The organism is Serratia sp. P2ACOL2 (genome assembly GCF_003691565.1).
Lineage (GTDB): Bacteria > Pseudomonadota > Gammaproteobacteria > Enterobacterales > Enterobacteriaceae > Serratia > Serratia liquefaciens.
In genome coordinates this window covers 2,087,790-2,107,198 of sequence record NZ_CP033162.1, presented here as the reverse complement: position 1 = coordinate 2,107,198, position 19,409 = coordinate 2,087,790, and the positions used below count along the sequence as shown (strand labels likewise).

Here is a 19,409-nt window from a genome sequence, read left to right as displayed (position 1 = left end):
GGTTAATCCCATAGTTGGATCGGTGATTCAGGCGTTGGCGTCTCTATGTCCGGCAGGGTGATGATTAACCCTGCCGGATAAACAGCCCCCAGCGCCGCCAGTTCGCGATTAGCGTCTAAAACCGTTACAACGGTCTGCGAAAGGTTCTCTGTGCCGTAGTGGGCCGCACAGACGGCATCCAGTACGTCACCCTCACGGGTTAGATAATTCGTCGGCATAGTGTTTTATGGTGATCGAGTAGGTTTTCTTGCGAGGAGCGCCGCCAGGCAAAAACGCCGGCGTCGTGTCGGTAAAATCGGTAATAACCCACCAGCCCAACACATCACCGGCGCTGCTCACCAGTTGTTGAGGTTCGGCCTTGTCGGCCAGGTCATAAAGCGTATCAATGCTGGCCACACCGTTTCGAAACTGGGAATGCGCCTCCCCGTCCATTTTGACCGTCCGGGCGGATTTCCCTGTGTACTGCAGCAAGTCCTGTTTGCCGATCCGCTCCTGCTCACTCCAGCGCCAACGGGCTTCCCGCGTCAACTGGTTATAGGTCGTCGTGTCGATAGAAAATTCAAAGGTGCCGAGCATCATCATAATGCTGGCGCTGTCCGCCGGCCGCCGTGCATCATAGGCGCCCGTGATCGTGCCAATAATGTCCACCATTACCAGGCCTCCGCTGGGTCATGCATCGCATTGTTGCCGTTGAATACATCCATATTTTTCATTGACGACACCGCGCTATCCGCCACCGCTTGCGCATCCTGGCCAGGTTGAGCGATCACCGTCATATTGACCTCTTGCCTGCGATTGTCTGTCATCGCAGGCTTGTCGCCAGCGGCGCCTTGATTGGTCAGTGAAGACAGGAAAGAAAAGGCCCCTTCTAACGGATCATCACCTTTGTCAGTTTCCCCGATAGCGGCCAGCATCCGATCGTCGGCCTTATCCCAATACGCACCAGGACTCATAATCCGCTCGCTGGACAATGAATATTGCGCATCGCTGTAAATGCCCTGCAGTGCCTTCTGCTTCTCCGGGTCCTTCAAAAGGGATTCCAGCCAGGCAGACTGGCCCCGCGTTTGGGCAAAATCACGCGCTCCCTCGATGTCCCCTTTGCCGAGAGAGCGCACAATGGCTTTTTTGTCGCTCTGCTCATCGGGCAACAGCCAGGCTAATTTTCTGGCGATGGCCAGAAACAACTTTGTGACAGTCATGATGCCGTTGGCGAACTCCACCAGGTTCGGGATCCATTTGTTCCTTATCGTGGTGGAAATGATGTCGATGCCGCCATTTTTGAACCAGGCGGAAAGCTCATCCGCCAGCTGCGTCACTTTCGGCGCCAACGAGCCGCCCAGTTTTCCGGCAATTTCCTCCACGGCCGATCCCCACACGCTGCGCAGATTACTAAAAGCAATATTGCCGCGAATGGCGCCATCAGCGCCCTCCTTCGTGACCAGGTTGTAACGCTTCTGCTGATCCATCATCTCCTTGTAGCTTTTGCCGGTCAGGCGCATGTACGTCAGGATTTTATTGGCCTCGCCCCCCATCAGCATATCGACCGCGGACGCCGCCTCCTGCTCGTCTTTGTGCTTTAGGGCGCGCTCCATTATTTTTTCAAACTGCTGCTCATTGGTCAGGCCGGCAAAATCGCCGGCGCCAAATTTCAGCATCTTGAAAGCATCGTTAAGCGAGGATTGCTCCCCGGTAGCCTTGTATTCGCCGGCCTTGTTTTTTAGCTCCTCCAGGAGGTCCCCAAAGTTCTCCCCGTTAAGTCCCATCTGTTTTCCGAAACTGTCCCAGGCGTTATACGTCTCGATGCCCACGCCGTAGGTTCTCGCCTTGCCGACGGATTCAGCAGTCCGGGCGTTCATATTCACGGGGGAAAGTATGGCGCCGGCCGCTGCCGCCAGCGCCCCACCGCCGAGGGTCATCCCGATCCCCGCTTTCAACGTTCGGCCAACCGCCGTTTTAGCTCCGGCGCCAAATCGGCGCAGACGTTCGGATCGTTGCAGGTCACGATTTAAGGCCACCTGCGCAGCATCCGCTTTTTTTATCTCACGCGTGACGCCGGCATAATCTCGTTTTAAGCCGGCAATATCCTTGCCGGCTAATTTGGCCTGCTTCATCTCTAAAGCCAGGGCCTTCTGTTGTTTGGTCAGCTTCTCAGACTGTTTTTCAACAGAACTCAGCCCCTTTTTCAGACCGTCCGTAGACCGGCCCCAGGAGGAGTCGATATTGCCGCCGAAACTGATAACGGCCTTTAATTTTTGGCTAAGTCCGGCCACGATTGATTATCTCCACTTCAAGCACCAGAAAATCACTAAACACGCTGAAAGGCATGTTCAGCCAGTCGCCCAGCGTGTAATGCAGCCGGCGCCCCAGTAGCCTTAGGCCTCGCTGGATGTCGATTTCTCCCGCTTTTCGGGCGGTAGCAAAAAATCGTTAAACATATCCTCCAACTGGGAGAAGTCCGCCGAGGTTAGGTTCTCTACGTCCCTTACGTTCATATCGCAAAGGTTAGCGATCATGGCCACCTCGTTCTCCAGGTCATTCCCTTTCATCCGGGAGAACTCGATACGGTCCCGCACCAGCGGCTCCCGCATGAAAATACGGGTAAGCGCGCTGCCGTCTTCGAGAGTCAGCGGGGAATAGAAAGTGATCTCTTGTTTGTTGGCGGGGTAACTCATAAATAGCTCCAATAAAAAAGCGGCCCGGGGGCCGCTTTATAGCGATAAGGAAAGGTTTAAAGGCGGATTTTGGCAGCAATGCCGCGCAACTGATCCACGCCATTCACACGGCGAATAAAGCGCTCCGTGTCGATTTCGAACAGCTCGCGGCCTTCAAACATTTGTTTGTAGTAATTGATCGCGATTTCGACCGTGGTGGCCTTTTCTGACAGCGCCTGGTTATCCCGGGCGTCAGGCGTAATTTTCGAAACAAATCCCTCTATCTCGTCAATCGCCCCCAGCGCGCGGCCGTTGCTGAGATAGCCCTCATAGGCCGCAAAGCGATTGCGATTGCCCGTCACAAAACCAAAGCGGGTCAGCATGTCCGTATCGATGCCATAAAACTTGATCTGGCAGGTTAGCGCCTCCATCCCGTCATCCATCGGCGTGGGGGCATCCTGCGCGCCAGTGCGCAGGTCTGTTTTGACGATAGACAGTTCCGGCGGCGTGTACTCATGCGCGCCCTGGATACGGAAACCGCCGGCAAAAAATGTCCAGGCTCTTACCGTTGCTTTATCGCTCATACCGTCCCCAGCTCCTCTACTGCATATTGGTTGTTAATGCGAACCCGCATCGTGATCCGTTCTGTCGGTGATTTCGGCCCAAAGTCATAATCGATATAGACCTCACCGGCCGCCAGGGTTTCGGCGGTGTTCAGCTCCTCATCCAGCCAGGCCCGGCCGCCAAAAATGGCTTTGAGCTTGGTCAGCGTGCGCATGTAGGAATTAATCGTGCCCAGAATGTCATCGATATTTTCCAGGTCGAGCGGGCGATCGACGTACAGCAAGGCCGTCTCCTGAATGCTATCCTCGATAACGTCAGCCGTTCGGCGCACAGACTCAAATTGCCATTGCGGATCCTGAATACACAGGCGGTTGCCCCAATGCCGGAAACCATCACGGCGAATAATGGTTGTGACGTTTTCCATGTTCAATAAGTTGGCCTGGCAGTTACGATCGCCGAGGATAAACTCGTCCACTTGTTCAACGCCGAGGATGTTCGCGATCGCCTGATTGGACTTGCTCCACCACCAGCCCTTTTCTAAATCAATCCGCGCGCGCAGACCTGCAGCCAACGCGGAATAAGGGCGAAAGGTGATTTCACCGTTGGCTTTCACTTTCGAGACTCGCGGGCGTAACAGCTCCACCCGGGCGCCATACATTTGGCGACGGGTCACAACCTCCTGAGCCGTGGCCATCGACTCGCAATCAACATAAGCCACCGCGCGCAATTTGTTTGCGGCCGTTTCCAGCGCCTTCCCGATCGCATCGTCTTCACTGAAACCCGGAGCAATCAAAATGCGCGGCCGGTAACGGGTGACAGATTCGCTTAATGACCAGGCGCCCATAGCGGCGACCAGACTGGCCCGCACATCTGGATCCACCGCAAATTTCTGCTCTGTGAGCAATTTCGCCCCGTCTTCGGTCGTTAACTTCACGCCCTTTTCCGTACTCAGCACGGCAGCGGCTTTACCTTCCGCTTTATCCGCCGCACGCACGACAATGATCAGCGCGTTCGTTTGGTCGGTGATGTCCGTGATCGCCTCGCCCAGGGTGCCGCCGGCGCCGAGGGCGCTTAGTTGGGTGCCACCAATCACGGCTACCGGCGTATTCAGCGGAAACGGCTCATCGGTCCCGCCGGCTAACAGGGCGGTGAATGGCGCCACAATCCCCGGCGCCGTGGTTTCAACGGCAATGATTTTGCTATCAGCCACCGCCTTCACCGATGCAGCCACCTCGGCCGCGGTCGCGGTTATCACGCCCTCAGTATCTGCGCCCAGGATGATCGACAGCACCCCGGCCGCATAGCTGGCCGAGGTTTTCGCCTCTGCAGCGCCGGCGACTGCCTTAACACTGTACTGATTGCCCATGCGCCCCGGCTCTGAGGCGTTAAACGTCAGCTCATTATCCAGCAACGGGGTGCCCGTGGTCCGGCTTGCTACCGTCCCTTTAGACGCGTTTGGCGCCGTACCCACCAGCCCGATAATCGCGGTCTGAATGGTTGTCACGGCTACCGAGCCGATATTCAGCTCTATTGTTTCCACACCATGTAAATCTGCCATTGTTATCTCCAGGCATAAAAAAACCGCCGGCGGCGGTCAGGGGGGTTGTTTTATCAGGCTGGCAACGCGGGCCAGGGGATATCGGGGGCCTGGCCGATATCAACACGGCTTAACAGCACGCGGTATTTTTTCCAGTTGGCCAGGCGTTGATCGTCGCCCTCTTCGCTCATTCCTGTCTCTGCAGCGTCGTTAAGCAATTCAATCTGCTGATCTGCCTGCTGCCGCAACTGCTGCCGGGTTTGCGCGGCTTGCTCTACAGCGGCCAGCTGTTTGGCGGCGGTATCTGTTACCCACTGCTCACCGTCCCACTGGTCCCAGGGCGTTACCGGCGGCGTAAAGGTACAGTCAGGGGGCAAGATAAAATAGGCGTCGGGCACAGCCTGAGGGCGACCGTCGGCGGTGTAATAAGTCTGCCCGGTCCGGTCTTCAATTTGCTGCCAGGCGTCGCCCGTATACAAAACAGCATGGCCAGGTTCTGCAGCCGGCGGCGCGACGGTCACAGCCCATTCAGGCAGCGCGGCCAGCTCCATCATGACAAACTGATTTCCACGCTGATCCCAATAGGTGGATCCGCGCACATCGGGAATATACGCCCAGTTCGAGCCGTCCCATACCCCCGCCTGGCCTGCCTTCGGATTGCACTTCAACGGGGTGCAATTCGCCGGCAATCCCGTGTGTGGTGCCACGTAAAAATTGAGGGAGCCGGTAAAAATGCCGGCATCATCAAAGCGATAAACCCATACCCAACGGGGAATATCCGAAAATTCAAAGCTCTCTGTCATGCCAGCCTCACAATGTAGTTAAATGCTATGTTATCAACGGTGTTTTTCGCGGCGCCAAAGGCATCAATACGTAAACCGTGACCGTGCCACCCTAACGGGAGGTTGTGTTTATGCGGGGGAACACCTTCAATCAGCCCGTAATCAGTAAACCCGCGATCCTGGTCAATGGTGTGACGGCTACTTGTCCCACCATCCAATGAGGTATTGGAAGGGTAAGAGCGCAGTTTCGGGCTATATCCTCCGCTCTCTGTTGTTTCTGGTGAACCCAGGTCCGTTCCGACCACCTCACCGCCATGCCCGTGGCTTTTAACCTCACCATCAGCCAACGATAACGGGCCGCGATCATCCGGTTTCCCCAAAATGGTCCGGCCTCGCATGTCGGGAAAAACACCCGACGGGAACGCCTGCGCCGTGCGCGGATAGGCGTTTTTATCAAAGGCCTGTCCCAGCATTAAGGCATGGCCAGGCGGCGGGGAATCACCCGAAAACGGCAGAGGCACAATCGGTTGCTGTTCTTCTATCGCAAACGTCCCGGCTTTACTTCTTAGGCCTCCGGTTTGGGTATCAAACTCCCATATGCATTCCTGGCCACTGTCGCCAATTGCATGGATAACCGGATGGGCGTGCATATCAACGCCGGGCATGAGATAGCCAAAGCTAACGGCCGTTGGCCATCCCTTAGCCTTTCTTGTTCCGCGCCCCTTCACCAGGGGAACATACGCCCCCCAGAATTAACGGGCCATTGATAATCAGGCGAATAAAATGGGGCGTGGTTGTTTAACTGGTCCTTATACATGCCAGAACCTTCCGGCACGCCGCTTGTGCCATTTGCCTGGAACATTGGCGCGCCCAGATCGCCCGTCGCCGTGTCGCCCTTCCTGAAAAGATAACGGGCGTCCGCTTCTTCAATCGTCAGCACCGATACATTCGGATCAATCTCCAGTACCACGCTTTCCGCGTGTACCAACGGCATAGCAAAGCTCACCACCAGCTCTTTTACTATTGAGTCGTTCTGCTCCGGTAGATAGGTATCGGGATAGGCGCCATAGGCAATCAGAACGCCGGCGCTACTCATCAGCCCAAACTCCCGGACCACTTTCCCTGGATAATCGCGGGCGTTTATAACTGCCTGGCCGGCAATCATGCCGCTACCCGATTCCCCCTGCGTAAAGGGCACATCCCCAAATTTATTGACCAGTTTGGTTACTGCAGGGTCAGGGGTCACAGATACGCCACCACCATCACCGAATGCGACGATCGGGATAGTGACCACCTCGCCGGCCTGATAAGCCGTCTCTATCGCCTCGGCGCCGACAGCGGTTAAAATTAATCCTGAGGCCATTATTTTTTCTCCACTTCAATCACTGCAGCCGTCGAATAATCGTTAGGGTCCCACGGCGAAACGCTGCCGGTTGTCGCAGAGGTCAACCGCACAAACCGGCTGAAATTTGAGGGACTCCCCGGGGAGGCACTGACCCAGCGAGCTTCCTCCGAGGTTGAACCCATCCAAAACTTGCGCCAACCGTAGGCAACCATGTTTCCCCACTCCCCCCACAGATGCCCCATTTCGCGGACCTTTGTTCCGCCGGCTTGCGGCCAGCGAATTAAATCCTCAACCAGGCACATTCTGCCGCCCTGTTTTTCAATAAACGCGGGCATCTCAGACTGGCTAAGCTGAATATCTGCCGGCGTGGGAACAAGGTAACGAACAGGGTTGATTGCGTGGTTGATCGAGCGGTTACGAGCATCTGTCCCCGTGATAGCGACTGCCCCGGGACCGGTGATTGTTACCGTTCCGTCACTGGCCACCGTCGCCGGGCCTGTTACGTGCCAGGTGATCGCGCCAAAGTTGCCTTGCGTTACCAGCGTGTAAACAGCCCCATCAAACGACGACGTAGGCGCAAACTCCGACGTCATCCAGCCGTTGATATGTACGCCGATAAACTCAAACACAGGGATGATTGAGAATGACTCAGATGCAATCATGTAGCCGGCTAAAATCGCCTTACCGTCCAGGCTGCCTTTAAACGACACATCGAACCAGGAGCGCAGGTTTTTACCTTTCATTACCGCGCTTTTCAGGTCCTGCACGTCCGTTAAGGTGATCGGCCGGTCGTCCTGGGTCACATCGAGAGAGAACGTGTAAGGCTCTCCCCGGGGCGTTTTTTCGAACCACTCGACTACATCGCTAGCGAACGGTGAAGAGGATAACGACATTTCGATCGCCGCCCGGGTCCCCCTGTGTCGATGGATATACGCCGCCCGGGCGATTGCCGCCCGTTTCTCCGCCTCTGTCCAATCCGTGTTCCAAGTATCCACGCTGTACTCCCACGCCAGCCACGGCAGCAGCTCAACAGGGCACAACGCCGGATTTTTCACTATCCGGATCAGGTCAGGGATAGAGAGCACCTCCTCAATTGTCGCCTGTTCCAGGGCGCGCTCTGGCGGGATGGCATTGGGCGGGAGGAGGGTTTTAAATTTATTCGGCATTAATGATCACCTTACGCAGCGTGACTTTTGAACATCGCGGCGCTTGCCCCATTGCCATGCTGATATCTGCAGCGGGTGAAGTGAGTTTTACCGTCACTATTCCGGCTTGATGCAATGCGCGGTCAATGGCCGAGCGCGACACCAGCCGGCCGAGACGGTTAACAATGGCCAGGTACTTGGCCAGCTCATCCTCTGCCGCTTTCATCACCGTGTCAGTGTCCGGGCCGTAGGGGATCTGGATATCTGCGGTGACTTCAAAATCCACCATTTCCGCCGGCTTCACCGTGACAAAATCGGTCAGCGGCCGGACCTCTTTTTTATTGACCGCTTCGGCAACCTTTTTCAGCACCTCCGCCGACGGGATCCCCCATTGGTCCGGGACAGCACATAGAGATACACCTCTCCAAGCCGTTGATGATCTTCGGGGCCGTATGCCCGAACATCTAAAACGTCAGGGTCTGCAGACGCGGCAAAAAAGGTGTAGGTGTTTTCGGCGCCGGCGGTACTTAACCGGGACCAAGCCAGTTGTATCCGGGTTCTAAACGCCTCGTCGTCTTCATAGACTGGTGCCACTGGCGGGACGGCGTTCGGGTCGCCCGGTGTTATCAGCAAGCGCAACACATCAAAATTAGCGCCCAACTGATCCAGGTCGTTCCCTTGGGCGCTGGCCAACAGCACCGCACGAATAGAGTCATTCATGCCCTGGCGGATCAGTGTTGAGTGATACGCCAGGACCTCCCCTTGTTTAAACACCGGGTCAGACTCCAGCAAGGCATCATAATCCGGGTCCAGCTCGCGGAGTCGCGCCAGCCAGCCGGCAAAAATCAGCGCGGGGTCAGGGACTTTCACCGCGTCAGGAACGGGCAATTCTGAAAGGTTAATCGTCGCGGAATTGGTCGCCATTTATCGTTAACTCCTCCAAAGTGATCGGGTAGCCCGTTTCTGTGTTAATGCCGTAAATCGTCAAATCAAATTGCCCGGCACCGTCAAACTGTACCGCCACCGTTTTCACCTGCAGACGCGGCTCCCACTTCGCCAGGGCGCTGGCCGTGGCGGCGATGATATGCACCCGCGTGCTTTCGTCCTGGGGATTGTCCACCAGGTCCAGTAAATCGCTGCCGTAATCCCGGACCAGAACGCGGCTACCGATCGGCGTGGTCAGGATGTCAAAGACGGACTGGCGCAAGTGAGCGGTTCCCGCCAAGCGTTTACCGGTGGCTGCATTAACTCCCTGCATAGTGCCCCCATAAAAAAACCCGCCGGAGCGGGTTACATTTCGTTGTTCGGTTTGTCGGTGTCCCCGCCATGCGGATCGGGATGTGTGTGGTCGTTGAAAATTTCCCGGATCCGGGCCAGCGTGCTTTTGCCGTCGGAAATTTCTCCCGTGGCGGACAGGTCCCCGGAGACTGCAGTATCCGCCTGCAGCTCCGTTTTTCCTTTAACCGACAACGTGTCCGTTATCTCTACCGGCCCGCGCAACGTCCCTTTACCGATAATTTCATAGGTGCCGCCCTCCGGCAGTGCCAGCGTAAAGGCGTGGTCTTCGCGGTTGTAGCGAAGCTCGGCGCCGTCGCTGTATCGGGTGATGTGCTCCGCCTCGCTGCCTTCTGGCGCCGGCATGGCGCCCGTATTCCAGCCAGGGAAAACCCGGCCGTTATTCAGTTCGCCAGCCTCAGATAACACGGTCACAGGGTCCCCAACTGCGCAGGGGTTGGAGTCGCTGCGATGGGCGCCAGCGAAACCCTGGCACATCGGGAGCCAGGTTGTGATGTTATCGCCTATATCCACCCGGCAAAACGGCTGCTTGCCATGCTTTACCGAATGAATAACCCCTCGGCGGACCATATTGGCAACCCGGCGCTGCAGGTCTGATAACGCGTCATCACTCATCGCCGGGGCCCTCTTTTTTCTCGTAGATCAGCCGATAGCCGTCAATGTGCGCGCTGCCGATATTCGGAGCCTTGCCCAAAAATACCTTTTTCAGTGGGCCAGCTTTCGATTCAAACGGATCTTCACCCATCGCGGCCACCTGGGTGAAGGTGATCCGCCAGACGATGTAATCATCCATCGCCACATCAAAATCATCGGGCCCGGCTCTGACAAACTCCGCCGGCTCCAGCCCTTCAAGCCCAAACGTTTTACCCTCTATCCATTGGCTAAGGTCAGCTGCAGCCGTGCGAATATAAATCTGAGGTTTTGAAATGTCGGCCGTCGCTGAGCGGTCCACAACAACAAAGAGATCGTGCTCAAATTCAACGCGCAACTGACCATCAGAGCCGGGAGAATTCTCCCAGCCGGCGATAGACAAATACACCGCCGGCGTTTCCAACTGCGTGATCACTTCCGGGTAATCGTCAGCATTGACCACCCACGCAATTTCGCGCAGCGCAGACAATATCGCATCGTGATAGCTGGCCATTAAAATCGGTGTTGGCATACGTCCCTCACACGTTGATCCCCATCTTCACGCGGCCTTTTAAATCCGTTTCAAAGTGATGGAAGAAAATTCGCGAAACATCTGAAAAGGCGTTGTCCTCGATGTAGTCCAGCATCGGGGCGTAAATATCGACCTCGGCCTCTTTCGCGCGGCGGGTCTGCGGATCCCGAATTAATACCGTTCGCCGACCGGCGCGCGTTCGGCCCACCTCGCCATCAGGGAAGTTTATGGCCGTCAGCAATTCACCTTTAGGCTCAAAACCGACTTCCGCCGATGCCCTACGCCTGGCGGCAATAAATCGCCCTGTCTGGGGGTCCCTGCGGTCATGGTGGGGACGGAGCCGGCCCTTAACACGGCCTTTGAGATCCTTAACCTTGATTGCATTCAGACCAAACCACAATTTCCCCTCGTCCAGCTGCGCGCCACGGGTTAAGCGAAACGACAACAGACGCTTACGAATAAGGGATAAGTTACGGGGCGCTATACCGGCTTTCATATCCCCAACAACGCGTTTTTTTAGCGTTGTCATGGTGCGATTTAAGGCCCTGCTATACGCGCGCATGTATTGCGTATGGTTGGCGCCGGCAGAAATAGCGATCCGCTGCAGTACCTGCAGATCGATATCAAAGGGTAAATCTCGCCTTAACCTGCTTGCTCGGGCCATATCATTTACTCCATTTGTCGATCGCCGGCGCGGGCTTCCCTGGCACTCCGCGCGCCAATGTAACAACACAGGTTCCTGTGTCGTCCGGGCCGACCTTCACCACCCAAAAGGACTCTGCGCCAATCTCCACCCGATCTTTCGGTTTCAGGCCTGCAATCAGCGCCGTTTTAACAAATAGCCGAGGGGCGACGTCCTGAACCGTTGCGGCGCCATAAGGCAGGGAAGTATCAGCGGCAGGCTCATCGAAAACGGCACGGACAGGCGTCGGCGCACCATTGATAGACACCACCATTTCCCGCCCCATCACCTCAATAATTCGGCTGTCAGCATCGAAAAGGGCCTCATCAAAAAGGTTATCGAACCCATCCATGCCGCCCCCTTAAAGCTCTGTCGCGTGGCCAGCGTCTTCCAGCTCGTCCACGTCCGAGGCCAGAACGCGGACCGTATCGCCGGCATACGCCATTTTCACCGGTTGATTTCGCGTTTCATGCAATGCATTGATATGCAACGTCGTCAGCACGCGAACCGGTACCCACTCGATTTCGCCTTCTGATTTTGGCGCCATTGGCTGGCGTTGTTCGGTGGTCGTCTGCAGCAACGGACCGGAACCAGACGCCCCACCGGTGCCACCGTCTGTACCGTCGCCGTCTTCCTCCAGAGCCTCGATTTCCTCTTCGGCTTCACGGATCCGCAGTTGCAGATCTGCGATAGTCCCTTCTGTGCTCAGCTCACGGCCCAGCACCTTACCCAGCTCGTCCAACTTGGTGATCAACTCGTCTTTATTAGCCATTGTGTTCTCTCTCTAAAACAGGGGAAAAGGGGCCGTAGCCCCTGCCTGATTAATCGGCGTTATGCGATTGTGATGACAACGAAATTGTCAGGCTCTGGCAGCACCATGAGCGGGGCGGATTGAGTCATCGTGTATTCGCTGCTCACGTCGCCTTTTGTGATCCAGTTTTTCGGATAACGTTTAGCGACGGTGATCCCTTCTGCGACAAATTCCGCATCATGGATCATGCCGTAACAGCGGATACCATCAGCCAACGTATTCCCCAGCACAATGGTGTTATCCGGCATATAGCGCGCTGTTTTGCCGTCCTCTTTCGCGTATTGGCCTTTTGTCACAACAATAGCCAGGTCGCCGTAATAGCCTTTGAAGGAGACAATCGCCCCCAGGTCTTTCAACGCCGTTTCCAGCTGAGAATTAGACCCGCGACGGGTATCCATCTTTTCACGGAACAACTTGAACCCGTTCAAGACGCGCCAGGACAACCCGTCCATCACGGCAATATTGATGGCCCCGTTACTTTGGTCAGCGTACATATCCAGATCAAACGTTGGGTCAAAGGTGTCCTGGTCCTGTTTTGACCAGGCCGCCGCGCCGCTCTGAATAATGTTGTTTGCAGGGTTCCGACCAAAATCGACTTCAACTTTCTCGAATTGCTCCCCCTCCATCAGATATTTACCCTTTAATACCGCCTGAACAGCCTGCATTTCTTCAACCTGAACAATGGATTCCTCTTCCTGTTTCAGATTCTGCGCAATAACACGTTCACGCCTGTACGCCGGATCCGCCAACATTGCAGGGTCCTCGCCCGGCAAACGGTCAACGACCATATCCGGTGTAACCTGGTGTTTCGGTTTGACATACCCGGGCTTTAGCGTGCGTGTCATCCCCCCCAAATTACGTAAAACCTTGCCCTCTACCTGAGGAGAAACGTACATGGCTATCGGCGCCCGACCGGTAATTTTGTCCAGCATCACCTCTTTGGTATCGAAAGTGATTTCACGCTTAAAAAACAAATTCAGGAACAACGCATTAAACTTGAGTTTGTCCTGGGTTACGCCAATCAGTTGACGCGTGGTAAACAGGCCCATAGGCCCTCCTTCTGGTAATAAAAAGGCCGCCAATTGGCAGCCTTTAGTTATGAGGGGGAAACCGTCTTAAGCAACGCTGATGGCGGTACCGATAAACGCATTTTGTTTTAACTGTTCGGTCACACCGTCAGGCCAGGCGATAGCCTCAATAGCAAACGTCCCCGACTTGTAATAGGTCAGCAAGGGTGCGATACCATCATGTGCTAGCGCCAACACGGCGACAGCCGTTCCTGCCGCTGCGCCATCCCAGGCCACCAGTAAACCGCCTTCGGCCGCAAGCATCAGAGGCGTCAGTGCCAGAGTTGCCTTGGTCAGCCCACTGCTGGCCTTTGCGGTGTGTGCCGTATCGCTGCCGGCAAAAACTCGATGATCATTACGCTGTTCTACGGTCATGCATTTTCCCCTTGCGTTAAGAATGACGCTAAACGCGATACCCCGTCTTGCGCCTTGTTTTCACCGCTCCCCTGGCCCAGCGCTTCGGGAGAATCAGCCATCAGGCGATCAAGTCCCGTTTCAGTCCGGGCCTGAGCGCTTTCCGGCATACTGGCAAGAATGCGCTGGGCATTTTCTACCGTCATGCCTGGCGTAGCTGCCAGGGCACGCGCAGAGACGCCCCGGCCTTTGGCCTCATCACAATCTAAAATCCCCATGATGCGGGCATTTTCGGCCTGAATGGCATCATTAACGGCCGCTGTTACACTTCCTGCGGGCTGAGCCGCTGCCGGATCCGCTGCCGTTTGTGCTGTGGCCACTTCCGACCCGGTTGGCGTATCCGCTACGGTTTGGGTTTGATTTACTGACATTTGGCCTCCTATAGACCGGGTTACTTTTGAGTGACTGATAGCCTCACGCATGACCGCTAACGCATCGGTGTTGATAACCAACTCATCAGACAGACCTGCGTCTATCGATTCCTGGCCGGTATACACGGCCGCTTCGGTATCGAGCACCGCCTGAACGGAAATACCGGTATAGCCCGATACTTTTTCCGCAAAGGATTGTCGGATCGCGTTCATTTTTGCCTGAAATGTTGCCCGGACCTCCTTTGGCAAGGCTTCCCAGGGGTTCCCGTCCACCTTGTGAGCACCGGCAAAAATCAGGGTGATATCGACGCCGGCTTGTTCCAGATTGCCGGCGTAATTACTGTGGGCCATCAGCACCCCAATAGAGCCGGCTTTAGCCGTTTGCGTGACCAGGCGCCGAGAGCACGCGCTGGCCAGCAACTGACCGGCGCTGCAGTTCATATCGTTGGCCAATGACCAGATCGGCTTTTGACTACGCAGACGGGCTATAATATCGGCCGCATCAAATCCGCCGGCGACCATCCCTCCCGGGGTGTCCATATCAAGCAAAATCCCGTCAACGTCGGGATCGTTAATTGCCGCTGTTACCCTGGAAACAATCCCGTTGTAGCCGGTCATGCCAGAATACGGACGCAAAGCGGCGGACTTACTGACCAACGTCCCCGATATCGGGACAATGGCGATCCGACCCTGGATGTCATAGCCGTTATCCGAGATAGTCACGCGTTCGGGACCATAGGACGCGGCTAATTCGGTCATTTGCGGCGGTGATAAGACCGTGTTTGTTGTGCCATCAATCAGGCGCCCCACGCCCAGCTCGTTACCCAACGCGCAAAAGAAAACCCGCGCGTAGGCGGGTTCTAATAAAAGCGGCTCATTGAGTGCCATGCTGGCGATATGGGGTAAGTTACGCGCTTGATCCACGCTGACCTCCCTCGTTTTGTGTTGAGTTCTGCAGCTGAGCCTGAAAAGCTGCAGCCACCCACGCAGGCTGTGTTAAGCCAGCTGCCTTCCGTTCTTCTGCCTCCCGCACCTGCTGGCGGAAAATCTCCTGATAGTCTTCGCCCAGCTTGCCGCATTCCTTTTCAAAGGTACTTAAGCCCGCCTCTATCAGCATGACGGACTCCTGCACTTCTTTCAGGCCATCAATGGCCATGCGGCCGGCGCCGATCCATTCTGAATTACTCCAGGCACATCGCGCCTCACTGAATGAGAAACGGGCGCGGGATGGCATTTTTACCACCCCACGGATCAATGCTTCTTCCAGCCAACAGGAAAACATCATGCTCGCCTGGCGTGACGCAATAAACTTGCGGCGACCAAGGAAGTAACGCCAGGATTCATTAGCCGATGCCCGGGCACTGGAGTAACTCACCTGCGAATAATCGCGGGAAAGCTGTTCATAGGACACACCCAGACCGGCAGCGATGTATCTCAGCAGCGATTGTTCAAAGACTGAATAGCCGTTATCCGCGTTCTGCGCGGTTTTCAGTTCCAGTTTGTCCCCTGGGAACAGGTGCGGGACTTTGGCGCCGCCAAACTTCACTTGCGCGGCCTGGTAATAAATCAGGTATTGCTCCAGGAATTTATTCATCGGGGGTTCCTGGCCTTTCACGTTCCCTGCCCCCAGGATGTAATCAAACGCCTTTTCTGTATCCAGCTCAGATTCAATGGTTGCGGCATACATCGCCTTAACGATCGCACTCTGCAGCTGCGTATTCTGCAGCGTATCGAGCATCTTCATTTGCTCCATCACGCTGTAAAACCGGTTGGCTCCACGCGTCTGGCCATCCTCCAGGGGTTCAAAAATGTGGATCATCGCCGGCCGACCATTTGCCAGCTCACGGGGCACGTAGGAAACGCGGCGGGTGCCCCAGCTCGGATAGCTGTCATCCACCACGTTGTAACCAATGGCGGCACCATATTTGTCCAGCGAAACACCGGCGCGCTGCGTTTTGCTGTCGAGCACTCCGGGCGCGTTTCGGATACGTTTGGGGCTGACCATTTTAAACTGTGTTCGAAACAGCCGATGCGGAGCACGATCCCAGCAAGGCTGGGTAAAGACCTCCCCGTTAAACGCGTGCATGGCCACGCCTTCACGGATCATCATCGTAAAGGTTCGTTTGCGCTCCACGTCCAGGCAACAATCAGGGTCCTCTGCGTACTCTCGCCAGGCCGCCTCTATCTCGTCAGAAAACGCCCGGGATTCTTCCTCTGCGATACCGAGATATCGCCAGTTTGGTCGATAGCTAAGACGAAAGAAGGAGCCGACGATATGATCCTGGTGCAACTGCACGCCATTGGCCGCATAACCGTTATTTCGTACCAGGTCATCCGCCCGGGCGTTCCCCCGTTCAAATTGCGGCAGTAATGCGGCGTCTACGCTTTGTGAAGACGGTTGCCAGCCGGCAATTTGGCCACCAAAGCCCACACCGCCACCGGTATAACCGGCGTATTCACGCAGCGGCGTCGCGCCATCCGGGCCAAGTAAAGTTTGATTTTTATTCATACCCCGAACCCCGCCGGACCTCGGCGCCGACTGGCTAACCCCAGTTGAACCTCTAAATCAGAGATATAGGCGCGCAGCTCGTTTAACGTGGCGGAGGTGAATGTCACGGCGCGCCCGTCTTTTTGAATCGATGCCACACGTTTACCCGTTAGCAGTTCGTGTAAGGCTTTTCGGGCTTCTTCCAATTGTGCCAGTGTCGCCACGTTATCCTCCCAATTGAGCCGCAATAGCGGCGAGGTCATTATTACTTCTGGCCTGCTGGCCGGACGGTGATTGTTGACGACTGGCCAGTAACACATCCAAATCCAGCTGCCAGCGCGAAACGCTGATACGCAAAGCCGCTAGGGCATAAACAAAACAGTCGAGGGCCTCGTTTCGGCGTTTTTTGGCGTCCCAGAGCAATTTAATTTTCCCTTTCTCATATTTTTCTATGAGTTCCTCTGCCGTCATCTGCTCGGCTTCGGCCAGGTCGAAAACCGCCGGATTATTCGGATAGTGGATAAGCCCAGGAACGGGGGAGCCATCAGCGGAACGTTCTAGTTTGTAGCGGCTGTAAATGACTTCTTTGGCGACGTCAGTGCCGATTTCTGTCAGAAAAACGCCATGGCTGTTTTTCTTTCGCGGCATGTTGGCCACAGGCTTCCCATAAACGCTGGCTCCCTTGATCGGTATTACCCGGAAGAGGCCCAGCTTTTTCGAACGGTTATAAACAATCGCCGGATCAATACCGCCGGAGTCCCAACAAACGCGGCCAATGGTCATGATCGTACCGTCGCCTAACTGGTACTGTTTGTTGATGGCCTCATCAACACGCAGCAACGTTTCCTCTTCATCGTGCCTACCCATGATAATCACGCGGTCGATCAGGAATGCTTCTTCTCCCGGCGCCCAGCCCCAAACACGCATTTCGTAACGGTCAAGCTGTGAGTCAATGCCGGCGGTGAGGTAAACCACACGATCGGGCACTTCTGCCCGGTAATGTTCGGCCAGCTCGAGCAGGGTTTCAGGTAACGGCCGCTCCCCCACTTCCTCGGCCCAGGTTTCGCCAAGCGTCGTGTTGGTGAACGTTTTCAGCTTGCCCGGGTCGCCCTTCGTCTTTCTAAAGTCCTTAACGATTTGCGCCCAGGTGGTAAACGAGCTGTAAGCGGTCCAGATGTGAAAGGATACTGATTCAGGTGGATCAACCTCCTGCCCCGTCGATTCGAACCAGCGGAGGCCATCAGACGTGTAAAGGCCCGTGTTTGCACAGATATAACGCGCATCACTAAAATTAAGTTCCTGCTGGCGTATCACGCAGGCGTTATGCTCACAGAGATAAAAAACCGTCTTCGGCTTCCCTGATTCCCACTTAAAACCGTATGGCGTTTCACGATCGCCGAACTTTAAAAACTGTTCCTCGCCGCAATGTGGGCATTTCACATGAAAACGCATCAAATGCCCGGATTCACTGGCAGCGCGTTCTATCTGGCATATGCCCCGGATTTTCGGTGTAGATCCGCGTATCGACTTTGGCCACACTGACCCTTCTATGCGCTTATCGCCCAGGAACGTCGGCGAACCCTCTTTCTCCACATCCTCATCAAAGGCGGCCAGTTCGTCATAGCCAACATAATCGACCGATTTTTCACGGTAGTTTTTTGCCGCTTTACCTCCCAGGCACCAGAAACCCCGACCGTTCGAAAAACGCTTCATCGAAAGCGTGTTATCGCGGTGTTTTTTTCCGTACCAGGGCGCCATTGCCAAGAGACTGGGAACGTCGCGGATCGTCGGTTCGACGTGCGACTTCATAAAATTTTCAGCGTCGCCATCCGTCGGCTGCCACAACAGCCCGTTTCGCTGTTTGTGCTGGATAAAATACGCCACGACGGCCAGCAACATTTTTGAATAGCCGACTCGCGCCGACTTAATCAGGTTCACCTCCCGGATGTCATCACTCCCCATTGCGTTCATGATCGCAACCTGGAACGGCATCGTTTCCCAGCGCCCCTCTTGATAGGAGGATTCTTTGGGGAGGTAATAAAATTCGTTAGCCCATTCGACCGCCGTCATAGGAACGGGGCGGAATAGCGAACGCAGACCGGCGGCAACCCAATAACGCAGCCGATCAATCCGTTTGTTCGATATACTCATTCAGCAACCCCGGAAGAATTTCATCCAGCGCAGCCGCTTTATTCATGGCTTTAACCACATCCCGCTTTAAAAATTCGATATGCCGATTTTCCAGGCCAGGAAAGCGCCGCTGCATTGAGAGAGGAATGCCGTCAAGAATGCCGGCAATCTCCCCCGCAACCTTTGACAGGACAAACATGCAGAAGCCGGTTTCCACTACCTCGGCGGAGTCTTTAGCATTCTTTAATTCCTGGCCGTCGGCCTGAGCGCGGGTTAAACGGTAGCGCTCATAATCGATAGTGCCGGGCTGCAAGGCCTCTTCCCCGCTTTGCTGCAGGGCATCCAGCTCTTTACGCAATATCTCGTTTTCTAACGAGGCCTCGCGGTCGGCGTACCAGGTAATAACGTCCTTTGTCGAATAGGTGTTTTCCCCGCCTTTACCACCATTACCAGCGCCGGCCACAACCGGCATCCCTTGCGATTGCCAAGTGGTGATAGTGCGTGTTGAAACTTCGAAGAGATCCGCCAGTTGTGCCTTTGTTACATTCATAAATCCCCCCGAAACTCCTTTTTATTAACATTTTTTTAACCGGGAAGTAATTTCCCGAAAATCGAGAGGATCCGGACAGGATCACTTCCCACTCTGGCTATAGGTGAATTAAGTAAAAACAATGGGTTAGGTATTAAGTGAGAAGGAAGTGGGATCCGCGTCCAAAAAGCTCATAAATAGCGACTTTTCGCGCGTCTCCCGCCCCTCGGTGTTTTCAGCTCCAGGAAGGACCCGTAAAATTGAGAGTGATTCTCACTTATGAGACGAGAAAGAACCACCAGCCTGCCGATGCTCTTGGAGCGCGGTAGGTGCAGGGTGATGGCTTTGGTTAAAGCTCATTATGCAACGTCAGATTTGGCACTCTGTGATGGGCAATAAAAACCCGCCGTAGCGGGTCGTTAGAGATGTTGTGTT

The 19,409-nt window shown here is 55.3% G+C and carries 23 protein-coding genes and 1 pseudogene; all 24 read right to left on the bottom strand.

Going from position 1 to position 19,409, the window contains the following annotated elements:
* Window positions 1-2: 2 nt before the first annotated feature.
* The 24 genes and pseudogenes from EBA31_RS10390 to EBA31_RS10275 all read right to left on the bottom strand — a co-directional run bounded on the left by EBA31_RS10390 (window position 3) and on the right by EBA31_RS10275 (window position 18,995).
* Complete coding sequence (locus EBA31_RS10390; RefSeq protein WP_122080606.1) at window positions 3-218, bottom strand: tail protein X; 216 nt, start codon at window positions 216-218, stop codon at window positions 3-5.
* On the bottom strand, window positions 193-651 hold the full coding sequence (locus EBA31_RS10385; protein WP_122078824.1) for a phage tail protein: 459 nt from the start codon (window positions 649-651) through the stop codon (window positions 193-195). Before EBA31_RS10385 ends, EBA31_RS10390 begins: the two co-directional genes overlap by 26 nt.
* Window positions 651-2,270, bottom strand: coding sequence for a hypothetical protein (locus tag EBA31_RS10380; protein WP_122078822.1), 1,620 nt, complete (start codon window positions 2,268-2,270; stop codon window positions 651-653). The genes EBA31_RS10385 and EBA31_RS10380 overlap by 1 nt, the downstream gene beginning before the upstream one ends.
* Window positions 2,271-2,372: 102 nt before the next feature.
* The gene (locus EBA31_RS10375) at window positions 2,373-2,672 is read right to left on the bottom strand and encodes a phage tail assembly protein (protein WP_122078819.1); all 300 of its coding nucleotides are present in this window, start codon (window positions 2,670-2,672) and stop codon (window positions 2,373-2,375) included.
* 56 nt (window positions 2,673-2,728) lie between these two features.
* Entirely contained in the window at window positions 2,729-3,235 is a 507-nt protein-coding gene (locus EBA31_RS10370; protein ID WP_122078817.1) for a phage major tail tube protein, read from the bottom strand.
* Window positions 3,232-4,773 carry a phage tail sheath C-terminal domain-containing protein gene (locus EBA31_RS10365; RefSeq protein ID WP_122078815.1) on the bottom strand — a complete coding sequence of 514 codons (1,542 nt, stop codon included), beginning with the start codon at window positions 4,771-4,773 and terminating at the stop codon, window positions 3,232-3,234. The genes EBA31_RS10370 and EBA31_RS10365 overlap by 4 nt, the downstream gene beginning before the upstream one ends.
* A 53-nt stretch (window positions 4,774-4,826) precedes the next feature.
* Window positions 4,827-5,555, bottom strand: a complete 729-nt coding sequence (locus EBA31_RS10360; RefSeq protein WP_122078812.1) for a tail fiber assembly protein — start codon at window positions 5,553-5,555, stop codon at window positions 4,827-4,829.
* Window positions 5,552-6,199, bottom strand: coding sequence for a phage tail protein (locus EBA31_RS10355; RefSeq protein WP_122078810.1), 648 nt, complete (start codon window positions 6,197-6,199; stop codon window positions 5,552-5,554). The genes EBA31_RS10360 and EBA31_RS10355 overlap by 4 nt, the downstream gene beginning before the upstream one ends.
* Before the next feature lie 59 nt (window positions 6,200-6,258).
* Window positions 6,259-6,897 (bottom strand): phage tail protein, encoded by a 639-nt coding sequence (locus tag EBA31_RS10350; protein WP_122078808.1) that lies wholly within the window; start codon window positions 6,895-6,897, stop codon window positions 6,259-6,261.
* Window positions 6,897-8,045 (bottom strand): phage tail protein I, encoded by a 1,149-nt coding sequence (locus EBA31_RS10345; RefSeq protein WP_122078805.1) that lies wholly within the window; start codon window positions 8,043-8,045, stop codon window positions 6,897-6,899. The genes EBA31_RS10350 and EBA31_RS10345 overlap by 1 nt, the downstream gene beginning before the upstream one ends.
* Window positions 8,035-8,948 (bottom strand): annotated as a pseudogene (locus tag EBA31_RS10340) (baseplate J/gp47 family protein). Before EBA31_RS10340 ends, EBA31_RS10345 begins: the two are co-directional and overlap by 11 nt.
* Window positions 8,923-9,282, bottom strand: a complete 360-nt coding sequence (locus tag EBA31_RS10335; RefSeq protein ID WP_122078803.1) for a GPW/gp25 family protein — start codon at window positions 9,280-9,282, stop codon at window positions 8,923-8,925. The pseudogene EBA31_RS10340 and the gene EBA31_RS10335 overlap by 26 nt, the downstream one beginning before the upstream one ends.
* Window positions 9,283-9,314: 32 nt before the next feature.
* Window positions 9,315-9,890: a phage baseplate assembly protein V gene (locus EBA31_RS10330; RefSeq protein WP_369982357.1), complete on the bottom strand. Its 576-nt coding sequence runs from the start codon at window positions 9,888-9,890 to the stop codon at window positions 9,315-9,317.
* Between the two features lie 37 nt (window positions 9,891-9,927).
* The gene (locus EBA31_RS10325) at window positions 9,928-10,482 is read right to left on the bottom strand and encodes a hypothetical protein (RefSeq protein WP_238387448.1); all 555 of its coding nucleotides are present in this window, start codon (window positions 10,480-10,482) and stop codon (window positions 9,928-9,930) included.
* A gap of 7 nt (window positions 10,483-10,489) precedes the next feature.
* Window positions 10,490-11,146, bottom strand: a complete 657-nt coding sequence (locus EBA31_RS10320; protein WP_122078797.1) for a hypothetical protein — start codon at window positions 11,144-11,146, stop codon at window positions 10,490-10,492.
* 1 nt (window position 11,147) lies between these two features.
* The gene (locus tag EBA31_RS10315) at window positions 11,148-11,516 is read right to left on the bottom strand and encodes a head-tail joining protein (RefSeq protein WP_122078795.1); all 369 of its coding nucleotides are present in this window, start codon (window positions 11,514-11,516) and stop codon (window positions 11,148-11,150) included.
* A gap of 9 nt (window positions 11,517-11,525) precedes the next feature.
* The gene (gene gpFI, locus EBA31_RS10310; protein WP_122078196.1) at window positions 11,526-11,936 is read right to left on the bottom strand and encodes a DNA-packaging protein FI; all 411 of its coding nucleotides are present in this window, start codon (window positions 11,934-11,936) and stop codon (window positions 11,526-11,528) included.
* 59 nt (window positions 11,937-11,995) lie between these two features.
* Window positions 11,996-13,024 (bottom strand): major capsid protein, encoded by a 1,029-nt coding sequence (locus tag EBA31_RS10305; RefSeq protein ID WP_122078792.1) that lies wholly within the window; start codon window positions 13,022-13,024, stop codon window positions 11,996-11,998.
* Window positions 13,025-13,090: 66 nt separating this feature from the next.
* Window positions 13,091-13,417 carry a head decoration protein gene (locus EBA31_RS10300; RefSeq protein WP_122078790.1) on the bottom strand — a complete coding sequence of 109 codons (327 nt, stop codon included), beginning with the start codon at window positions 13,415-13,417 and terminating at the stop codon, window positions 13,091-13,093.
* Entirely contained in the window at window positions 13,414-14,715 is a 1,302-nt protein-coding gene (locus tag EBA31_RS10295) for a S49 family peptidase (RefSeq protein ID WP_238387447.1), read from the bottom strand. The genes EBA31_RS10300 and EBA31_RS10295 overlap by 4 nt, the downstream gene beginning before the upstream one ends.
* 19 nt (window positions 14,716-14,734) lie before the next feature.
* Window positions 14,735-16,336, bottom strand: a complete 1,602-nt coding sequence (locus EBA31_RS10290; protein ID WP_017892532.1) for a phage portal protein — start codon at window positions 16,334-16,336, stop codon at window positions 14,735-14,737.
* The gene (locus tag EBA31_RS10285; protein WP_026142328.1) at window positions 16,333-16,539 is read right to left on the bottom strand and encodes a phage head-tail joining protein; all 207 of its coding nucleotides are present in this window, start codon (window positions 16,537-16,539) and stop codon (window positions 16,333-16,335) included. Before EBA31_RS10285 ends, EBA31_RS10290 begins: the two co-directional genes overlap by 4 nt.
* 1 nt (window position 16,540) lies before the next feature.
* Window positions 16,541-18,466 (bottom strand): phage terminase large subunit family protein, encoded by a 1,926-nt coding sequence (locus EBA31_RS10280; RefSeq protein WP_122078786.1) that lies wholly within the window; start codon window positions 18,464-18,466, stop codon window positions 16,541-16,543.
* The gene (locus EBA31_RS10275; protein WP_122078784.1) at window positions 18,441-18,995 is read right to left on the bottom strand and encodes a terminase small subunit; all 555 of its coding nucleotides are present in this window, start codon (window positions 18,993-18,995) and stop codon (window positions 18,441-18,443) included. The genes EBA31_RS10280 and EBA31_RS10275 overlap by 26 nt, the downstream gene beginning before the upstream one ends.
* Window positions 18,996-19,409 lie beyond the last annotated feature (414 nt).